The sequence below is a fragment of the Polaromonas eurypsychrophila genome, from assembly GCF_014641715.1.
GTDB classification, from domain to species: domain Bacteria; phylum Pseudomonadota; class Gammaproteobacteria; order Burkholderiales; family Burkholderiaceae_C; genus Polaromonas; species Polaromonas eurypsychrophila.
On sequence record NZ_BMIG01000001.1, the window covers coordinates 406,191 to 424,195 of the forward strand.

Below are 18,005 nucleotides of genomic sequence, written 5' to 3' on the forward strand. Positions count from 1 at the left end.
GAGGTGGTTTTGCGAACCTTGGGCAAATGGCCATGCCTTCGGTGCCAGCAGTCGGCCGTCCTGAGCTGGTGCGCCCTGATGGCTGGGTCGTCGGGGATCAGCGGTGTGAGGGGCAGGGGGCCGAGCCATGGTGTCTCCTTCGATGAAACAACAAATCTATGCGCCGCTCCAGCCGCACACTGTAAGAAGTCCCTGCCATCCGTGTAGGACGGGAAGGCCAATCAGGCGCTATCAAAAACAGAGCTTTGGATGTACAACTGCCAAGGGCTGGAGAACTTTTTGATTCATAAACAGAGGCAGCGCAGTGTTGGTAAGGGCTTTCCGCCCGGCACCGCGCCGTAGCATTACCCCATGACCATCTTGCTGGCGCCCATGGAAGGGCTTTTGGATTTCGTACTGCGTGACATTCTCACGCGGGCCGGCGGCGTGGACCGCTGTGTCTCGGAGTTCATCCGTATCACCGACCAGTTGTTGCCCGAGCGTGTCTTCACCCGCATCGTGCCCGAGCTGTTGAACGGCGGGTGCACGCTGGCCGGCGTGCCGGTGCGTGCGCAACTGCTGGGGTCGGACCCGGTGTGTATGGCGGAGAACGCCGCGCGGCTCGCGGCGCTGGGCCCGGCCGGCATCGACCTGAACTTCGGCTGCCCCGCCAACATCGTCAATCGCCACGGCGGCGGTGCGGCCCTGCTGAAGGAGCCGGACACCCTGGCCGCGATTGTGTCGGCGGTGCGGCGCGCCGTGCCGGCGCACCTGCCGGTGTCGGCCAAGATGCGCCTGGGCTACCACGACGATGCGCTGGCAGTTGCGTGTGCACAGGCGATTGCCAGCGGCGGTGCCGACGAACTGGTGGTGCACGCACGCACCAAAGCGCAGGCCTACCGGCCGCCCGCCTACTGGGAACGCATCGCCGACATCCGTGCGGCAGTTGCCATCCCGGTGGTGGCCAACGGCGAGATCTGGACCGTGGACGATGCGCGCCGCTGCCGCGAGGCCTCGGGTTGCGACATGTTGATGATTGGCCGCGGCGCGGTGGCCGACCCCGGACTGGGTCGGGCCATCAAGGCATCGATGGGTAACGGCCATGCGCAGGTGCTCGGCTGGCCGACGCTGGTGCCACTGCTGGCTGATTTCTGGCACCTGATCTGCACCCGGCTTGATGCGCGCTCGCGGCCCGGACGGCTCAAGCAGTGGCTCAATTTCTTGCGCCGGCGTTTCCCGGAAGCGGAAATTGCTTACCAGTCGCTCAAGACCATCAACGACCCGGCGCTGATCGACCAGTGGTTGGCGGGCGAGGTCCAGGCGCATGTCGCTGAGCCCCCAAGCCCGTCGCGCTTGCTGCAAGCCGCCTGAGCGCACACGCATCAGGCAAACAAGCCCTCAAAACCGGTCGCCGGCTCAAAACGTTTGTTGCGGTAGTGCAGCCGGGTTGGGCCGGGCAAGGCCGCCTCACGCACCGTATGCCGCGCATCGCCGGGGTAACAAATCATGCGCTCGCCGTTGTCGTCGAAGGATTCGGGCTGGATCACCGGTGGCCGCCGCGCACGCGCGGCGGCCAGCACGCTGTCCACCGTGCTGTGTCGTGCCAGGTGCGCCAGGCTCATGATCTGCGGCGGCGCCAGCTCGATCTGACCGGTCCAGTATTGCTGCAGCGCTTGGCGCGGGCTGAGCCAGGTGCTTTCGGTGGTTTCAAAGTCGTCGTGGCGCGCCACCTGGCCGTCCGGCACCGCCGCGACAAAAAAGCGGGTGTCGAAACGCTTGTTCATGACCGAGGGTCGGGCCGGTGTGATCCAGCGCGACCAGGGCAGGACGCTGCGGGTCTGCAGGCGCAGTGCCATCTGCGCCAGCAGGGCATTGAAGCCCAGGCCGCCCCGCAGCAGCGCAGCGGCCTGTGTGGCGGGCTGAGCAGAGCCACTTTGCGCAAACAGCACGCCGCATTCCTCAAAGGCTTCACGCAGCGCCGCCACATACAGGGCGCCGGCGGTCGTCTCGCTGATGTCGGCTTCGCCCAGACCGCCGTGTAGCGCGTCCAGTGGCTGGTCCCCGTGCGCGGCCATGTCGAGATCGGCATCGGCCGCGTCGACCTTGCCGCCGGGAAAAACATAGGCCCCGCCAAGCACATCGGACAGGCCGTGGCGCTTCATCAGAAACACCTCCAGGCCAGCCGGCGCATCACGCAGAAGTACCACGGTGGCGGCGGGGCGCGGCGGGGTGGTGACGGTTTCAAGATTCAGTTCCATGCGGGCTTTCAGGCGAAAGGGAGGCGGTCCATTACAGTACGGCCTGACGTCCTAGGCTACCAGAGCCCGGGCCATCCAACGATCACCAGAAAGACAGGAGACAGCAATGGGTATGGATTTCACGGGCCGCGTGGCCATCGTCACAGGCGCGGGCGGCGGGCTCGGCAAACAGCACGCGCTGGCGCTCGCCGCGCGCGGAGCGAAGGTGGTGGTCAACGACCTTGGCGGCGCGCGTGACGGCTCCGGTGGATCGGTCAGTGCCGCTGAAGCGGTGGTCCAGGAAATACGCGCTGCCGGCGGCGAAGCCATCGCCAATGGCGCGTCGGTGACCGACTTTGCCGCCGTGCAGGCCATGGCCAGACAAGCCATGGATGCCTGGGGCCGGGTTGACATCCTCGTGAACAACGCTGGCATCCTGCGCGACAAGAGTTTTGCCAAGATGGAGCTCGCCGACTTTGCGCTGGTGATGGACGTGCACCTGATGGGCGCCGTGCATTGTTGCAAGGCGGTGTGGGACATCATGGCCGCGCAGAAGTACGGCCGCATCGTGATGACCACCTCGTCGTCGGGCCTGTATGGCAACTTTGGCCAGTCAAACTACGGTGCAGCGAAGATGGCGCTGGTCGGCCTGATGCAGACGCTGTCCATCGAGGGCGCAAAAAACGATATTCGCGTCAACTGCTTGGCGCCCACTGCCGCCACCCGGATGACCGAGGGCCTGATGCCAGAAGAAGTGCTGCGTGCGCTGCAACCCGAGGCGGTGGTGCCTGCCATGCTGGTGCTGGCGGCGCAAGACGCGCCGACGCGCGCCATCCTGTGCGCGGGTGCCGGAACTTTTGAAGCGGCTCACATCACACTGACGCGGGGTCTGTGGCTGGGCACAGGTGCGCAGGTGCCTGAGGGGCTGGCGGGCAGGCTCGGTGAAGTGCGCGAGCGCAGTGGCGAGATGGTGCCGCAAAGCGGATCGGCGCAGGCCAGCAACGAAGTCACCCAGGCGATGGCGCAGGCCGCGAAAACTTCGGCTGCCGCCTGAAAAAAAGGCGAATGCGAAGCGGGAAAAAAAATGCAGCCGGGTTCGCTGGACAATGTTTCGACGTTTCGCACGGAGGCGGAGGTCGGATACCTGTCGTTGTAGCGCGAAACCCGGCTGGCACAAATGAAGTTTGCGCAATCCCTGGCGCGGCGCATGCAGTCCGGTGGTGATGACTCGTGTAGTCCACGTCTGTCGCGCGGTCACCCCCCCCCCACTGGGCATATCTTAGGCAAGCGGTTGAAACCCTTTTCTCCCAAGCTTTCCATGCTCCTGAAAACGTAGCATTTTGTAGAATCCCGATCCGTTTTGGCTGCGGACGTAACGAGGTGCAAGCATCAGCGGCCAGGGCGGACCTGTCCTACAGGCGCACGCGGATGCCACCGACCCGGCGCACGAATGCGAGGTCTAGATTGAACTCAGTCGATCACCGATCGGCGTTTTAAATCAACCACCCTTCGGGGTTTCAAATCAGGAGCTACCCATGAAACTGAATCAATCTCTGACTGCCGCCGTCACCGCTGCCGCACTTGTTGCGGGTGCAGGTTTTGCTTATGCACAAACATCCGCTCCCCAAGTGACCAACACACCAGGCGGATCGTCGGCGCAAGGTCCGATCAACCAGAACCAGGGCAGCACCAGCGGCGCTACCGGCTCAATGAACAGCAACAGCGGCTCGATGAACAGCAACAGCACCATGCAAGCCCAGCCTTCGACCAGCACTGGCACCACCAGCATGGACACCAGCAACAGCGCCACCCCTTCCATGAACACCACGCTGGAGCCACGCGCTGACCGTAACTAAGACGGCAACACATGTTTCCTTAGGTCGCGGGGAAGCCGGATGAGTTCATCCGTCTTCCCTGCATCCTTTTAAACACGGGTGTTTTCAAGCATGTCTTCTGCTGAACCTTCTCAACTTGATGCCATTTTCAAGGGTTTGGGCATAGGCTGTGCTGCACTCGCGCTGATTCTTCCAGGGCAGGTTACATCGCGTCAGTCCAGGCCGCTTGCAGTAGCGCCGGCTGCTGTGCTGGTGCCTTCGCTGGAACATTTGCCGCGGGTGGCGGATTTTGCTCAGGAAGATCCGTCCAGTGAAGCGCGCCAGATGGCCAACTGGGTGATGGATGCACGCGACCACCGTGGCATGCCGTTTGTCATCGTCGACAAACAGCAGGTGAGGGTGTTTGTGTTCAAGCCGGACGGCACGCTGGACGGTGCGACGCCGGCGCTGATGGGGTCTGCCGTCGGTGATGATTCGGTTCTAGGTATCGGCGAGCGGGAAATGTCCGCCATCGAGCCGCATGAACGCACCACACCAGCCGGGCGTTTTGTCTCGCAGCCCGGTACCAACTCGTCTGGCGAGGACATTGTCTGGGTGGACTATGAGGCGGCGGTGTCCATGCACCGGGTGCGCGCCAAGGAGCCCAGCGAACGCCGGCTCGAGCGGCTGGCGTCTGCCACGCCGACCGACAACCGGATCTCGTTCGGTTGTATCAACCTGCCGGTGACTTTTTATGAAGACGTGGTCAAACCAGCGCTTGGTTCGCAGCGCGGTGTGGTTTACGTCCTGCCCGAAACCCGTCCGGTGCAAGCCGTGTTCCGGAACTTCAAGGTGATCGGCGCGAGCTGATCACTGACGATCCTGCTTGTCGGATAAAACCTACAACGCAAGCATCTTCGGGAATTCCCCTATTTTCCATAAAATTGATTCTCGGCCCATACCAAATATGGGTTGATAGCTATCAAATTTAGAGCACAGCGGCCTGTTACATGGCCCTACGTTTGCTCAAAACCGCTTCCAGTCAGTAGGATATGTCCTACAGCGCCGGGCACCTGCCCGATTCTGTACGGACCGATTCAACCTGGCAGGACACGGAATGAGCATTCGAAGCACGACGACGCTGTACGCCACGGCTGCCCTGGCAGTGCTGGTTGTGCTGTCCATGCCTGTTTCCGCCATGCAGGAGTTGCCCACGCTGCAGTTGCCTCTGCTGGCCGACTTCGCGGGCGAATCTGCATCCACCGATGCCCGTTATGCCGCAGCGTCGGTGATGGCCTCGGCCGACAACAAAGGGTTGCCTTTTGTCATCGTCGACAAAAAAGACGCGAAGCTGTTTGTATTCGACGCCAGCGGTCGCCTGCGCGGCGCCTCGGCCGCTTTGCTTGGGCTGGCCAGCGGTGACCGCTCGGTGCCCGGCATCGGCCAGCGGCCGGTGACCCAGATCCTGCCTGCGGAACGCACCACACCGGCGGGGCGTTTCATGGCGCAGCCGGGTCGCAATTTGCAGGGTGAGGATGTGATCTGGGTCAACTACAGCGAGGGCCTGGCAATTCACCGCGTGCGCCCCGGCAACAGCCAGGAGCAGCGGCGTGAACGCCTGGCTTCCGCGACGCCGCAGGACAATCGGATTTCGCTCGGCTGTGTGGTGGTTCCGGTGGCGTTTTACGAAACGGTGGTCAGCCCGTTGCTCGGCAGAAGCCACAGTGTGGTGTATGTGCTTCCCGAACAGTCTGCGGTGTACGCGCTGTTCTCTGCCCAGTCGCCCTGAACCCCTGATCAGCGGCTGTCAGTTGCGTGGGTCCCGGAACGGACGGGACCGCGCTGGTCCCTGGTCGACCACGTAAACCATGTTGCCGCCCGCAGAATCCCGGATGTTGCTGCGGGTCAGGTTGACCGCCGGGCAATTGCTGTCGGTGATGGAAAACACCATGTGCCCGTCCTTGAACACCGTCGGCAGCGTCTGATGCAACTGGTAGCGCATGTCCACCGGCGCCTGTCTTGCGTGGTAGATGACCTGGTTGGCGCGGTTGTAGACGGTGTAGCAGGCCAGCGCCTGGCCGCTCAGGGTGGCGGTCAGCAAAACGCCGAGGGCGTATTTGAGGGCGAGTGTCATGCGTGGATCTTTCAGAAAAGTCCATGATCGGGCCGCCGCGCCGGCCGGAGCGCAGGCGCTCAGGCGTTTGCGCTGTCAGCAAACATCCCTTGAAACCTCCCGGTTATCAATAAAACAGGGCTCCAGCCCATATCAGATTTACGTATTTAGCTATCAAAAAAGAAGCAATTCCTGCCTCAGGCCATGCGCCCCTTGTTGGCGACCACCACGCAGCCGGTGATGAGCCAGGACGTGCCCTCGCGCTGCAAGCTGTAAATCGCCAGCCAGGCGTCGCCGCTGGCATCGAGCATTTGTACCCGCTGCATCACCTGGCCGTCCTTGTTTTCGGGCTTGAGAAAAGCCACCGACGACGGGCGGTAGACCACCGGGTAGGCGTTGCGCACCATGGCCATGAAACCGGCCGCCGTGCCCAGCGCTTCGCGGATGTTGGGCGCAGCATAAGAAAAAGCCTTGACGGCATCGTCCGCCGCAAAAGCTGCCAATTGGCCCTGTACAGTGGTGCGCACGGTTTTTTCATCGGCCGGGGTCAAGGACGCGGCCTGGGCCGGCGCCCCCAAGGCCAGCGCGCAGCATGCCGCAGCCAGTAGCCGCACCAGGCGGGTAAAAAGGGCGGGCTGTTGGGTCATGAAGATCTCCTTGAGGCGGTGCATGGATTGTCCGCCTGCTACCCACAAAAGTAAAAGACGGCGCCTCGTTTTTGTGCCGCGAGGCTGATGCCGATACGGGCCGGCTGCGTGATTGGATGCGCAGGCGCAGTATTTGCGCTTGCGTCCTACCTTGCAATCAGCGCACGGGCTGCCCGTTACCGCCCGGCCAGCGGCAAAAATGATTACAACTTTTCTGAGCCAACCCGTCAAACCCAACCCAAAAATTTTGCATGGACAGCACCAGCAGCGCCGCGTGGTACGCGCAACTCGCCAAGCCTTTTTTCGCGCCACCGGCTGCCGTGTTCGGCCCCGTGTGGACCGTGCTCTACATCATCATCGCCATCAGCTTTGGCTTTGTGCTGCTGCAGTACCTCAAGCGCCGTCTGCCCTTTCGTGTGTTGCTGCCCTTCATCCTGAACCTGGTGTTCAACGTGTTGTACACACCGATCCAGTTCGGCCTCAAAAACAATCTGCTGGCGAGTCTGGACATCGTGCTGGTTCTGGGCACGCTGGTCTGGGCGCTGGCCGCCGTCTGGCAGCGTGCGCGCTGGGTGGCGCTGGTCAATCTTCCCTATCTCGCCTGGGTCGGTTTTGCCACCGTCCTGCAACTGGGCATCACCTGGCTCAACCGTTGAACTGTTGAAAGATTCCGATGAAACTTCGCCGTCCCTCCCTGCTGGGCACTGTGTCCCTGATAGCTGCCCTGGTGGTGCTCACCACCTCGGGCTGCGCCGCCTGGCGCATCAAGCAATCGGCTGAGCTAGCCCGGCAAAGCGAGCCCTTCCAGGCATCGCCTGCGGGTGCCGGCGCGAGCTTGCTGGTGGTGGGCGACAGCACCGGGGTGGGCTCCGGTGCGTCTTCGCCGGCCGCCAGCCTGGCCGGGCTGATTGCGCGCGACCATCCTTCCTTCAAGGTTGTAAACCGGGCCAAAGACGGCGCCAAGTTCGCCGACATCGCCCGCCAGCTCGACGTGTCTGGCGGCGAGCGCTTCGATGCCATTTTGGTGCTGGGTGGTGGCAATGATGTGATTCGCCTCACGCCTTATGGGCCACTGGAAGAAAATATTGCCCGCGTTGCGGCCCTGGCGCGCACGCAAGCCCGGCTGGTGGTGTTGATGCCTTCCGGCAATGTGGGCAGCGCGCCCTTCTTTTTTCCGCCGTGGTCGTGGCTGATGACGCAGCGCTCCAAAACCCTGCACCGCTTTGTACGTGAAGTGGCCAGCGACAACGGCGCGATTTATGTCAATTTATACAAGGACAAGTCGGAAGACCCGTTTGCCCAGCGGCCGGACGAGCTCAATGCCAAAGACGGGTTGCACCCCAGCGATGCGGGCTACCGGCTTTGGTATGCCGAACTCAACACGCAGGCGGACTTTTCCAGGCGGCTCGCGGCCCTGGTGCGCTAGGCGAGCGTTTTTTATATGCGCCGGGACGACGGCGCGGTATTTTGAAAGTCTGGCGCGGGCGAGCCGTCCACTGGCTGCTGCAGATGGGCATCGCGGATGGCAAACATGCGCTGCAGGTCTTGCAACACCTCGGCATCGTGGTCGGGCTCTGGCGGGGCGCCGGCTGAGGAGGCTCGCGGAACGGCGACCGGGATGATCGCATCTTCGGGCATCAGGGAGACTTCAGGCATCGGGACGGCCGTTTGAAGCGGCGCCGACACATCCAGCCACACCGAGGGCTCGGGCATGTCGAGATAAGGACAGGTGTTGCCCACGTCCAGCTCCCAGGACAGCCCATGCAGCCAGACCGATGCCTGCGGCTCGAACTCGGTGATGGCTGCCAGCAACTGCTGCTGAAAAGCATGCGCGTAGGTCAGCAGCAACATGTCCCAGTGGCGCATCACCAGGCGCACGTACAGGCCGGTGCCGCGGCTGCGGCTGTTGACCACCAACATCCGGCATTCGACCCAGCCAGGTGGAATACCGTGTTTGCGCAAGCCGTCGCGCAACATCATCTGGACCAGTTGACGACGGGTGGCGTTGTCGGAGTTGTCTTCGATGGTGTGCGGGTTGTCCAGGCTGTCTGCCCGCTCGCTTTTTGCGGCCGTGGCTGACGCAGGGGCCGATTTTTCCGGAGCTTGCGGCGTTTTCAGCCCCAATAATTTGTTGATCGCTTGTCTCATGGCTATGCCTCCTTGCGGCAAGCCGGCTGGCGCGAACCGGTCGCTGCCGCTACCGGCGGCTTGTGTGTGATTGATGGTCGTCCAAGTGCGGTGGCAAGTCAAGCCGCGGCGTTGCCGCAGGCACAATTGGTTTACAGCCACTTTTTTATCCTTGCCATGTCACTCGATGTCATTGAAGTTGAAACCGCCGCCAACCCGACCGCCAGCGTTGTGCTGATGCACGGCCTGGGCGCCGACGGGCGTGACTTTGTCCCGATCGCGCAGCAGCTCGATCTCTCGGCCGTCGGCCCGGTGCGTTTCCTGTTTCCCAACGCGCCGGTGATTCCGGTCACCATCAACGGCGGCTACCAGATGCCGGCCTGGTACGACATTTTGGGCGCCGACCTGACACAGCGCCAGGACGAAGAGGGCCTGCGCAAGACCCAGGCCAGCATCAACACGCTGATCGCGGGCGAAATTGCACGCGGCATCCCGGCCAGCCGCATCGTCGTCGCCGGCTTTTCCCAGGGCTGTGCGATGGCGCTGATGACCGGCCTGCGTTACCCCGAACGGCTGGCCGGCATCATCGGCCTGTCCGGCTACCTGCCGCTGGCCGACAGGTTGGCGGCCGAACGCAGCGCCGCCAACCACGGGCTGCCGGTGTTTCTGGGCCACGGCCTCCGCGACGGCGTGGTGCCGCTGGTCGCCGCGACCGCCACCCGCGATACGCTGGCCGCGCTGGCTTACCCGGTTGACTGGCGCGAGTACGCGATGGAACATTCGGTCTGCATGGAAGAGATCGCCGACATGAACACCTGGCTGCTGCGCGTGCTGGCGGGCGGTTGCTCTGCCTAACTCGCGCCGAGCGCGGCGGGGCTTTTGCGTGATGAGCCGTGAGGCGCAAAACCCAAGGCAAGGCTTTCTGCCTTGCCTGGTTTTGTAACGAAGCGCTGGCAACCGCGGTCGCGGTTGCAGCCCTTTGAGCCCTTATGGGCAGGCACGGCCTTAGCCGTGCGTGCCCGCAAAACCACGCCCCTTCGGGTTCGGACCAAAACGGGCGCTTTCCTCACCAAACCTCTTGCGTGTGCTTCAGCACACGCTGCACGGTGTTGGCGAGAAAATCATCCCGTTATGGACCCGAACGCGCAGTCGGGAGTTAGGCAGAGCAACCGTAAGGGCTTTCGCGGCGAGGCCGGACTGAAGGCCAGCGCCAAAGCCATGTTTTAAGCATCAAATAGGCCTCCAACCCATAGGCAGAAAGCGCAGACAGCTATAAAAAGTGTAGCAATCGATGGCCCGCGAGGGGCCTCCTGCAGGCCTTGCACCCTGGCCTGCACCGGCTCCGGCGCAGGCCCGCCTGCAAACAAGCCCGGCCTGTGATACCTTGCACGCCACGGAAGAACAGAGGGAAGACAGATATGAACAGCTTGCATGCGCGCCAGGGCACGCTTTTGGGAGACCGCCTTCAGGCGCTGGCCCCTGCGAGGCTGAAAGGCATGCGTCGCGGACTGGAAAAGGAAAGCCTGCGCTCCCAGCCCGGTGGCGCGCTGGCGCTGACGCCGCACCCCGCTGCGCTGGGATCGGCCCTGACCCACCCGAGCATTACCACCGACTTCAGCGAGTCGCAGGTCGAGCTGGTGACTGCCGCACACGCCGGCCTGGGTGACGGCGCCGAAGCCGCGCTCAGCGAACTGACGCAGATTCACCAGTTCACCTACCGCGCGATGAAAGCGCTCGGCGACGAGATGTTGTGGGTCTCCAGCATGCCCTGTGGCCTGCCGACGGATGAGACGATTCCGATTGGCCGCTACGGTTCGTCCAATGTCGGGCGCGCCAAAAGCGTTTACCGCATGGGCCTGGGTCACCGTTATGGCCGGCGCATGCAGACGATCTCGGGCATCCACTACAACTGGTCGTTGCCCGGCGTTTCCAGCGAAGAATATTTCGGCCTGATCCGCAATTTTCGCCGCCATGCCTTTTTGCTGCTTTATCTGTTTGGCGCGTCGCCCGCCGTTTGCTCCAGCTTTGTTGCCGGCCGCCAGCACGAGTTGCAGGCGCTGGGCGCGGGCACCATGTACATGCCGCACGGAACCTCGCTGCGGATGGGCCGCCTCGGTTACCAGAGCGACGCGCAGGCCTCGCTCAAGGTCAGCTACAACAACCTCGACGGTTATGGCGCCTCGCTACAGGACGCGCTGACCCGGCCTTATCCGGCCTATGAGGCGGTCGACATCCAGAACCCCGGCGGCGACTACAACCAGCTCGCCACCAGCCTGCTGCAGATCGAAAACGAGTTTTACGGCACCATCCGCCCCAAACGCGTGATTTTTCCGGGTGAGCGCCCCCTGCATGCGCTGCGCGAGCGCGGCGTTGAATACGTTGAAGTGCGGCTGATGGACCTGGACCCGTTTGTGCCGGTCGGCATCGCGGCCGATACCATGCGTTTTCTCGATGTGTTTTTGCTGCACTGCCTGCTGACCGACAGCCCGCCCGACACGACGCAGGAGATCGCTGCGCTGGCGCGCAACCAGCACCGCGTGGCCGCACGGGGCCGCGAGCCCGGCTTACAGCTGGAGCGCAGCGGCGAGGAGGTCGACCTCACGAAATGGGGCGACGAGCTGATCGGGCAATGCGCGCCAATTGCTGCGGCGCTTGATGCGGCGCAGGGCGGCAGCGCTTATGTGGAGGCCTTGCGCGCTTCAGAAGCGTCGCTGCACCAGCCCGACGGCCTGCCGTCGGCCCGCGTGCTGGCGGCCATGGTGAAAGACCACGACAGTTCGTTTGTGGCGTTTGCGCGGGCGCAATCGCTGGCCACCCGGCAAACCCTGCTGGACCTGCCGTTTTCCGCCGCCCAGCAGGCGCGTTTCGAGGAGCTGACACGGCAGTCGCTGGCCGAGCAGAAGACGATTGAGGCGGCCGACTCCATGCCGTTTGAAATCTACCGCCAGCAATACGTCTCGCCGGAGCGGCTGGGCATACGCAGCCTGGCGCACGCGGCCTGAACCTCCGGCTATTTCCTGGCGGGAGGGAGTGTCAGCGCTGGGAGGCGCTTTCATTTTTTGAAGCTAAGAATGGCTGCAGCCTTTTCTGTGTATGCGCTGTAGCTATTGAAATCGTAGCGAAATCACCGGCCTCCTGGGCAGATCCGTTTGTCGGCCCCTGGCTTTCTCTTGCAAACCCCCGGCTGCGGCCGCGCTCGATTTTCATCGCTTCGTCCGTCTTGATGCAGTCTGTTTAGGCTGACACGCACGTAGCGCGATGTGGGCGTTTGACGTCCTCCGCTTAGGCGGCTTTTGGCCAAGAGCGGACCTTGACCGGCTGCGGCTTTCTCGTCGCGCTTCTTCTTTTGTCTGCGCTGGTCGTGAGCAGGGCATCCTCTTGGGCCTCCTGCTCCGACCGATACGAGACGTCAGAAGCCGACCACGCTTCTCGTTCTCAAGATGTCTTCAACGATACGGGTCGGTGTCCGCATTAAACAGCGTCTTAATCTGGACCCGCAGCCACTGGAACGCTGGCCCCTTGTGGGTGCGCCGGTGCCAGTACTGGTAAATGGTGAAGGTCGGCGGCTGAAACGGCAGCGCCGTCACTACAACCGCACCTGAGCGCGCCATGTCTGACGCCGTCCCGAGAGGCACTGTTGCAACGAGGTCCGAATTGGCGACTGTCGATGCCAAGGTCAGGTGATGTGGAGAACTAAAGGCGACGTGCCGCGGGATTCGCTGGCGGACCAGCGCCTTTTCCAACAACGAGTTGGAACGAGCAGGGGTGGATACCACCGCATGACTCAAGGATTTATAGGCATTTCGCGTCATGCCTGTTGACAGCACAGGATGCCCCTTTCGAACGATACATGCATACGTGTGACTGTAGAGAGCCTGCCGGAAGAAGCGGTCGCGTTCAAGGTCTGGAAAGTATCCAATAGCGACCTCTGCGTCACCAGAAGCCAGCGTTTCGGCCAACGGCATGATGGTGGGTGAGATGATGTGCAAGGACGCAAAGGGGGCATGTTCAGCGAGGTGGCGAACGAGCGGGGGCGCAAACACCACCTCTCCGGCGTCAGAAGCAGCGACATGAAACGCCACTTCTGCCTCACTCGGGATGAAGGACGTACGTCCAAACATTTTCTGCTCGACTTCTTGTAGAACGTTACGAGCGGTTTCCGCCAGCTCCAGCCCTTGTGTGGTGGGCTTCATCCCGGCCCCTGTTCTGACGAAAAGATCATCTCCCATTTGTCGGCGCAGACGAGCCAACGCGGAGCTGAAGCCCGACTGGCTCATCTTCAGGTGTTCTGCTGCTCGGCCTACGTGACGTGTTTGGTCCAGCGCCACCAACACCCTTAGCAGGTTCAAGTCGAAGTCCATTATCGCTCCTGTAGATATGGCATATCGCCATTGGCTGATTGAACGATTATCGACGCAGGTCTATTCTCACGTGTATGACACATGGAGACACCCTGGTTGACCAAGCGCCACTCGTCAGCGAGGAGGGGAAAAAGCAGCTTGAAGCCCTGAGACGGGCCATCCCCGTTACGCGGATGGTGGACTATGGCGTGCCGCTTGGCGATGCTCTGAACATCCATGCACAAACAACGGCAGAAGAGCCTCCTGCGTGGGACGTGCTATGTGAGCAGATTGCACAAAGACACCTCAAAGTAGCCAACGAAGCTGACATTCAGCGCCGTAGCGCGACAGCACACCAGGCGTGGCGTGCGGCCAGTGCCTTGCTTCAGTGCGCCCAGCTTGCATTCAATCAGGATGGGCCACGGAAACTCGAGTTGTACGAGCGCTCTCACGCGGCGATGGCTCAGGGCGCGCGCCACGTGCGCCATGTGGAAGAACTCATCGTTCCGACGTCCCGAGGAAAGCTGCACGGTTGGGTTGTACGCCCGGTGCACTGCGTTCCTCACGCAGCGGTCCTTATTCTCGGAGGTCTGAGCGGCTGGGGGAGCGTCTACTTCGGTATGGCCCAGGCGCTGGCCGCGCGTGGTCTGCTAGCCGTGCTGGGTGAAGGGCCAGGACAGGGCCTAACCCGTATGCGCAGTGGGCTGCACCTCGACGCCGAAAGCCTGGCTTTGTTTGGAGCTTTGCTGGATGCTGCGGCGGCCGAGTGTGGTGATCGCGTCGGCGTGTGGGGCAACAGCTTTGGAGGTCTGTTCGCTGCGCATGTGGCAGCACACGACCCACGGGTTAAGGCAGTCTGCATCAACGGCGCCCCCTTTGCCCCAATCGTCCCTTCGTTTCGGACAGCCCGCGAACAGATGCAGGCAGTGTTTGGCGTGAATGAAGCGGACCTTCCAAACAGGCTGGCAGCCATCGCCATGTCTCCGGTACGGCACCGCATCGAAGGCGCCATGCTGGTGGTTGAAGGAGGAAGGGACCCGATGGTGCCGCTGGGCGAACAACGGGCTTTCCTAGAACTTAGCCACCCAGAACGCTCTCATGTCGTGTCCTGGGATGACGGGGAACACACGATTTACAACCACGCAGCGGCGCGCAATGCCCTCGTTGCCGACTGGTTCTCGGATTGGCTATCCCCATAGTCCAAAAACTGCATTCGTTCGCCAAGGTTCTGACAACACAAAAAATAGGAGACATAAATGAAAACCAACACTCAGTCAGTCGATATCATCGTTGTAGGCTACGGGCCTACTGGTCTTGTTCTCGCTTCATTACTCGGACAGCGCGGGCATAGCGTGGCTGTCGTCGAGCGGTGGCCAGCGCTCTATGGAAAGCCTCGTCTCACCCACATCGACGGAGAAACTGCACGCCTTTTGTCACTTGCAGCCGATGCTGAAGAGTCGTTGCGCGACAGTTGGACCACTCCGCACTACTTTTGGAGCAACGGCAAGGGTCAGCTGCTGATTGACGTCGCCGCCGGCAACACGCGAAAGTCGCTTTGGGATGACCACATTTCGGTGCACCAGCCGCATTTCGAAGCGGCCATCCATCAGCGCATCACAGCGAACCCCAATGTTCAGCTCTTTCGCAGCTATGCGGCGACATCCTTGGTCCAGGACTCAGCGGGAGTACGACTTACCTGCCAGCCTTGGAGACGAGGTGACGAAGCCGAGATTCCAGAAGAAGCCATCACTCTGGAGGCAAAGTACTTGGTGGGCGCTGACGGTTCCAACAGTTTCGTTCGAAACGCGCTGGGAGTCGACCGTATCGACTTCGGCTTCAATGAGCGCTGGTTGTGCGTCGACACGGAACCACTGAGACCGTTGCCTGCGAAGTTTGACGAAAACGCGATGCAAATCTGCGACCCCCGGCGCGGATACATGTTCATGCCGATTGGAAAAACCCGCCAGCGTTTTGAGTTTGCTCTGCAAGAAAAAGAAGACACCGTGTCAATGAGCAAGCCGGAAGCCGCCTGGCGCCTGCTGCGCGAATACCACGACCTGGGGCCACAGGATGTCAGCATCGTGCGCAACCTGGTCTATACGTTTGAATGTCGCATGGCCAAGAGTTGGCGTGTCGGTCGCGTGTTTCTTAGCGGAGACGCCGCGCATACCAATCCGCCCTACCTGGGCCAAGGTGCGTGCTCAGGCATGCGTGACGCCTCGAATCTGGCTTGGAAGTTCGACCTCGTGCTGCGCGGCCTCGCAAACGACAAGCTGCTCGACACCTATGAGAAGGAACGCCGGCCACATGCGCAGAAGCTCATGTTGGACTCCCGCACTCTGGGCTTGGTGGCCAACACTTCGAACCCCATCAAGGCAGCAGTTCGCGATTTGCTCTTCCGATTCAAGCTTACGCCTAAACCGCAGTTTCCCATCGTCACCGATGGCGTGATTGCGCGGGGCAAGGACGGCAAGCCCGAAGGGGCCGCAGGAGCATTGTCGGGTCAGGGACGTCTCAAAGTAGGCGGTACAGTTCAACGCTTTGATGAACACGTGGGATTCAACTTCTCCGTGGTGTCTCGCAAGAAGGTGAAGGACGCGCTTTCTCCGTCAATGCAGCAGCAACTGCAGGACGTAGGCGTGCATTGGGTGGAGCTGGATAGCGTGGGCGATGAGGACGGAACATACATTGCCATGCTGGACACGATGAATGCTGATGCAGTAGTCATACGCCCAGACTTCGTTTTCTTTGGCGCGGCGAAGTTGCCTCAGCTCGAAGCGACGCTGGCAGGCTTGCTTGCAGCGCTCCAGGTTCAAACCAACTCAAAAACGCCCAAACCTGTGCCTGCCTGATGGTAATTGAACGCGTCCTGGAAATTTCCAGGCGAAGGTAAGAACGTGCTCAAGCTATATCACCACGGATGGCGCTAACCGAATGTCGGCTTCAGAGAAAACTCAACTTCTGCTCAGGGCCCGAAGCGGTCTTTTGTCGCTCATCTACCTTGTTGTACGTTGCCGCGGGACTGGATGCGGCGGCGCGTCGATAATCGGGGTGGGCTGACTTGCAGCGTGCAAAACACCGCCAGCCCGCCTTACCGTTTTCCCGCCGCGACCCAAACTTCGAACCCAAGAAAGAACATCCCGATGGCCATCCAGTGGTTTCCCGGTCACATGCACCTGACCAAAAAAGCCATCAGCGAGCGCATCAAGGAAATTGATGTGGTGATCGAGCTGCTCGACGCGCGCCTGCCTGGCTCCAGCGCTAACCCCATGCTGGCCGAGTTGACCGGCGGCAAGCCGGCGCTCAAGGTGCTCAACAAGCAGGACCTGGCCGATCCGGCGCGCACGCCGGCCTGGCTGGACCACTACAACAGCCAGCCCGCCACGCGCGCCATCGAACTCGATGCCAGTGCAACCACGCCGGCGCGGCGCCTGATCGACGCCTGCCATGCGCTGGCGCCGACGCGCGGCAGCATGGTCAAGCCGATGCGGGTGCTGATCTGCGGCATTCCCAACGTCGGTAAATCCACGCTAATCAACACACTGACGGGCAAACGCGCGGCCAAAACCGGTGACGAAGCCGGCATCACCAAACTGGAGCAGCGCATTGTGCTGGCCGACGGTTTTTATTTGTGGGACACGCCGGGCATGCTCTGGCCGCGCATCATCGTTGCCAAAAGCGGCTACAACCTGGCGGCCAGCGGCGCCATTGGCCGCAATGCCTTCAACGAGGAGGAAGTGGCGCTGGAACTGCTCGATTACCTGATCCAACACTACCCGGCCGCGCTGCAGGCACGTTACAAGGTCGAGCTACCGCCGGGCATCACCGACGAGCAGTTGCTTGAAGCCATAGGCCGCAAGCGCGGCGCGGTGCTGGGCAAGGGACGAATCAATTTGCAGAAAGCCGCCGAGATCGTGATCCATGAATTTCGCGCGTCAACGCTGGGACGCATCACGCTGGAAACGCCGCAAGAGTTCGCCGGCTGGCTGGCCGCCGGCCAGTTGCTCGATGCGGAGCGGCAGGTCAAGAAAGACAAGATTGAGACCGCTCGCCTGGTCAAGTTCAAAAAGATTCCGCGGCCTGACACGCCCTGAGGTGGTTCTTCAGCCGCGCCTAGTGCTGCGCCGTGCAATAGTCGAGAAACTGGTCAAGTTCGGTGGATTTGTCGAAGATGGCATCGGCGCCACAAGCCAGGCAACGGCTGCGCATTTCGTCGGTTGCGTAGTTGGACAGCACCACCACTTTTTGCACCGCAGACCGCCGCGGACATTTTCTGAGTACACCCAGTCCGGTGCCTTCGTCTAGAAAAAGATCCACCACCAGCAGGTCCCAGTCTCGGGGGTGCCGTTCCAGCCAGTAGCAGGCATCGGCCTCGGTCGTCGAATATCCAATGGTCTGAACGCCGGCCAGTTCCGTCAATGTTTCTACCAAATTGTCGCGGATGAGGGTGTTGTCTTCAACAATGTAGGCCTTGGACGCCATAAGGTCCTGAGTGGGTGGGTAGATGGCTGATCTCTGCAAAGGATCACCGAAAAAATTCATCGCATTCACAAATTTATTGTCCATTGCTCCTGAGATGTTTGCCGCAAGGCATTGCACTGCACCCGTGTAGGACAGAAGGCCACATGTCTTTGCGATGGTCGGGAAGGAAAAACCACCACCGTTTAGCCTCCCCGTCTTGCAGAAAAACAGGCTGTTAGCCTTTCTTTGAAAGGGACGGCAGCTACTTAATTAATAGCAGTGGGATG

General features: G+C 61.6%; 18 protein-coding genes. 12 read left to right on the forward strand and 6 right to left on the reverse strand.

Annotated elements, in window-relative coordinates:
* Positions 1-351: 351 nt before the first annotated feature.
* Positions 352-1,350, forward strand: coding sequence for a tRNA dihydrouridine synthase (locus IEX16_RS01900; protein ID WP_188706015.1), 999 nt, complete (start codon positions 352-354; stop codon positions 1,348-1,350).
* An 11-nt stretch (positions 1,351-1,361) separates the two neighbouring features.
* Here the strand turns inward: IEX16_RS01900 and IEX16_RS01905 are convergent, their stop codons facing one another.
* The gene (locus tag IEX16_RS01905) at positions 1,362-2,237 is read right to left on the reverse strand and encodes an NUDIX hydrolase (protein ID WP_188706017.1); all 876 of its coding nucleotides are present in this window, start codon (positions 2,235-2,237) and stop codon (positions 1,362-1,364) included.
* A 106-nt stretch (positions 2,238-2,343) separates the two neighbouring features.
* On the opposite strand from IEX16_RS01905, the gene IEX16_RS01910 reads away from it, so the two are divergent.
* The 4 genes from IEX16_RS01910 to IEX16_RS01925 all read left to right on the forward strand — a co-directional run bounded on the left by IEX16_RS01910 (position 2,344) and on the right by IEX16_RS01925 (position 5,819).
* The gene (locus tag IEX16_RS01910) at positions 2,344-3,270 is read left to right on the forward strand and encodes an SDR family NAD(P)-dependent oxidoreductase (protein WP_188706019.1); all 927 of its coding nucleotides are present in this window, start codon (positions 2,344-2,346) and stop codon (positions 3,268-3,270) included.
* Positions 3,271-3,751: 481 nt separating this feature from the next.
* Complete coding sequence (locus IEX16_RS01915) at positions 3,752-4,072, forward strand: hypothetical protein (RefSeq protein ID WP_188706021.1); 321 nt, start codon at positions 3,752-3,754, stop codon at positions 4,070-4,072.
* A 90-nt stretch (positions 4,073-4,162) separates the two neighbouring features.
* Positions 4,163-4,900, forward strand: coding sequence for a hypothetical protein (locus IEX16_RS01920; RefSeq protein ID WP_188706023.1), 738 nt, complete (start codon positions 4,163-4,165; stop codon positions 4,898-4,900).
* Positions 4,901-5,147: 247 nt separating this feature from the next.
* Positions 5,148-5,819: a hypothetical protein gene (locus IEX16_RS01925; protein WP_188706025.1), complete on the forward strand. Its 672-nt coding sequence runs from the start codon at positions 5,148-5,150 to the stop codon at positions 5,817-5,819.
* An 18-nt stretch (positions 5,820-5,837) separates the two neighbouring features.
* Here the strand turns inward: IEX16_RS01925 and IEX16_RS01930 are convergent, their stop codons facing one another.
* Positions 5,838-6,164 carry a hypothetical protein gene (locus tag IEX16_RS01930; protein WP_188706027.1) on the reverse strand — a complete coding sequence of 109 codons (327 nt, stop codon included), beginning with the start codon at positions 6,162-6,164 and terminating at the stop codon, positions 5,838-5,840.
* Between the two features lie 176 nt (positions 6,165-6,340).
* The gene (locus IEX16_RS01935) at positions 6,341-6,790 is read right to left on the reverse strand and encodes a DUF4864 domain-containing protein (RefSeq protein WP_188706028.1); all 450 of its coding nucleotides are present in this window, start codon (positions 6,788-6,790) and stop codon (positions 6,341-6,343) included.
* A gap of 251 nt (positions 6,791-7,041) precedes the next feature.
* Here IEX16_RS01935 and IEX16_RS01940 point away from each other — a divergent pair, with 251 nt between their 5' ends.
* Together IEX16_RS01940 and IEX16_RS01945 are read left to right on the forward strand one after the other, a co-directional pair.
* A complete protein-coding gene (locus IEX16_RS01940; protein ID WP_188706030.1) occupies positions 7,042-7,446 on the forward strand; it encodes a TspO/MBR family protein in 405 nt (134 codons plus the stop codon).
* A 17-nt stretch (positions 7,447-7,463) separates the two neighbouring features.
* Complete coding sequence (locus IEX16_RS01945) at positions 7,464-8,216, forward strand: SGNH/GDSL hydrolase family protein (RefSeq protein ID WP_188706032.1); 753 nt, start codon at positions 7,464-7,466, stop codon at positions 8,214-8,216.
* 11 nt (positions 8,217-8,227) lie between these two features.
* Here IEX16_RS01945 and IEX16_RS01950 read toward each other — a convergent pair whose 3' ends face one another.
* Positions 8,228-8,938: a hypothetical protein gene (locus IEX16_RS01950; protein WP_188706034.1), complete on the reverse strand. Its 711-nt coding sequence runs from the start codon at positions 8,936-8,938 to the stop codon at positions 8,228-8,230.
* Positions 8,939-9,094: 156 nt separating this feature from the next.
* Between IEX16_RS01950 and IEX16_RS01955 the strand changes: the two genes are divergently transcribed.
* Both IEX16_RS01955 and gshA read left to right on the forward strand, forming a co-directional pair.
* A complete protein-coding gene (locus IEX16_RS01955; RefSeq protein WP_188706035.1) occupies positions 9,095-9,772 on the forward strand; it encodes an alpha/beta hydrolase in 678 nt (225 codons plus the stop codon).
* A 563-nt stretch (positions 9,773-10,335) separates the two neighbouring features.
* Positions 10,336-11,919 carry a glutamate--cysteine ligase gene (gene gshA / locus IEX16_RS01960; protein WP_188706037.1) on the forward strand — a complete coding sequence of 528 codons (1,584 nt, stop codon included), beginning with the start codon at positions 10,336-10,338 and terminating at the stop codon, positions 11,917-11,919.
* 444 nt (positions 11,920-12,363) lie between these two features.
* Here gshA and IEX16_RS01965 read toward each other — a convergent pair whose 3' ends face one another.
* Positions 12,364-13,278, reverse strand: coding sequence for a LysR family transcriptional regulator (locus IEX16_RS01965; protein ID WP_188706039.1), 915 nt, complete (start codon positions 13,276-13,278; stop codon positions 12,364-12,366).
* A gap of 38 nt (positions 13,279-13,316) precedes the next feature.
* Here IEX16_RS01965 and IEX16_RS01970 point away from each other — a divergent pair, with 38 nt between their 5' ends.
* From IEX16_RS01970 to ylqF, 3 genes are all read left to right on the forward strand, one after another.
* Positions 13,317-14,456 (forward strand): alpha/beta hydrolase family protein, encoded by a 1,140-nt coding sequence (locus IEX16_RS01970; protein WP_188706041.1) that lies wholly within the window; start codon positions 13,317-13,319, stop codon positions 14,454-14,456.
* Between the two features lie 57 nt (positions 14,457-14,513).
* A complete protein-coding gene (locus IEX16_RS01975; protein WP_188706043.1) occupies positions 14,514-16,109 on the forward strand; it encodes a bifunctional 3-(3-hydroxy-phenyl)propionate/3-hydroxycinnamic acid hydroxylase in 1,596 nt (531 codons plus the stop codon).
* 291 nt (positions 16,110-16,400) lie between these two features.
* Positions 16,401-17,351: a ribosome biogenesis GTPase YlqF gene (ylqF, locus tag IEX16_RS01980; RefSeq protein WP_188706275.1), complete on the forward strand. Its 951-nt coding sequence runs from the start codon at positions 16,401-16,403 to the stop codon at positions 17,349-17,351.
* Between the two features lie 19 nt (positions 17,352-17,370).
* On the opposite strand, the gene IEX16_RS01985 is transcribed toward ylqF, so the two are convergent.
* The gene (locus IEX16_RS01985; RefSeq protein ID WP_505810523.1) at positions 17,371-17,823 is read right to left on the reverse strand and encodes a response regulator transcription factor; all 453 of its coding nucleotides are present in this window, start codon (positions 17,821-17,823) and stop codon (positions 17,371-17,373) included.
* Between the last annotated feature and the right edge of the window lie 182 nt (positions 17,824-18,005).